The organism is Brasilonema octagenarum UFV-OR1, assembly GCF_963888615.1.
GTDB classification, from domain to species: domain Bacteria; phylum Cyanobacteriota; class Cyanobacteriia; order Cyanobacteriales; family Nostocaceae; genus Brasilonema; species Brasilonema sennae.
Genome location: NZ_CAWPKW010000008.1, coordinates 1 through 977, shown reverse-complemented (window position 1 = coordinate 977; position 977 = coordinate 1). Strand labels below are relative to the sequence as shown.

Annotated in this window: 1 protein-coding gene; it reads left to right on the top strand. The window is 45.5% G+C overall.

The annotated features are described in order from the left end of the window. A partial coding sequence (locus tag AC5590_RS00430) for a condensation domain-containing protein (RefSeq protein WP_169269019.1) occupies positions 1-977 on the top strand: 977 nt, incomplete at both ends.

The window sequence follows — 977 nt, the reverse complement described above, 5'->3', positions numbered from 1 at the left end:
TTCGGGGGAAGTTTCCCCCGAAAAGCTGCCGCCCCGTTGTAGCACCTGGCGTGAGCAGAGGAGCAGAGGGGAAACTTTTAATTCTGACCGCCTTTACAAAACAGGAGACTTAGCACGCTATTTATCTGACGGTAATATCGAATACTTAGGACGCATCGACAATCAAGTTAAAATACGCGGTTTCCGCATTGAGTTGGGTGAAATTGAAGCAGTACTAAGCCAACATAGTCATGTGCAGGCATCTTGTGCGATCGCCCGCGAAGATATTCCTGGAAACAAACGCCTAGTCGCTTACATTGTGCCTCAAAAAGAGCAGACACTCACAGTTAGCGAACTGCGTGGCTTTCTGAAGGAAAAGTTACCAGAGTATATGGTGCCAAGTGCAATAGTTATCTTAGAAGCTCTACCGCTTACCCCCAACGGTAAACTAGACCGTCGCGCTTTGCCAGCACCTGATTTACACAGCGAAATTACAGACAAATATGTTGCCCCACGTAACCCAATCGAAGAAATTCTGTCACTAATTTGGGCGCAAGTCCTGAAAATAGAGCAAGTGGGTATTTATGATAACTTCTTTGAACTTGGAGGACATTCGTTACTAGCAACGCAACTAGTTTCACGCGTGCGTACGAGCTTGAAAGTAGAACTACCATTGCGTAGCTTATTTGCTGCACCAACAGTTGCTGCAATTGCGCAATCGATTGGGCAATTGCAGCAACAGGATTTAGAACTCACAGCATCACCCATCGTACCAAGAGCAGAGAATGCAGAATTACCACTGTCCTTTGCCCAAACACGGCTATGGTTTTTAGACAAGTTAAACCCGAGCAGCGGCTTCTACAATATACCCTCAGCTTTGCGTCTAGTCGGAACTCTTGAAGTTGCAACGCTACAACAAAGTTTACAAGAAATTATTCATCGTCACGAAGCTTTACGCACCAACTTCATCACAGTTGATGGACAACCAACGCAAATTA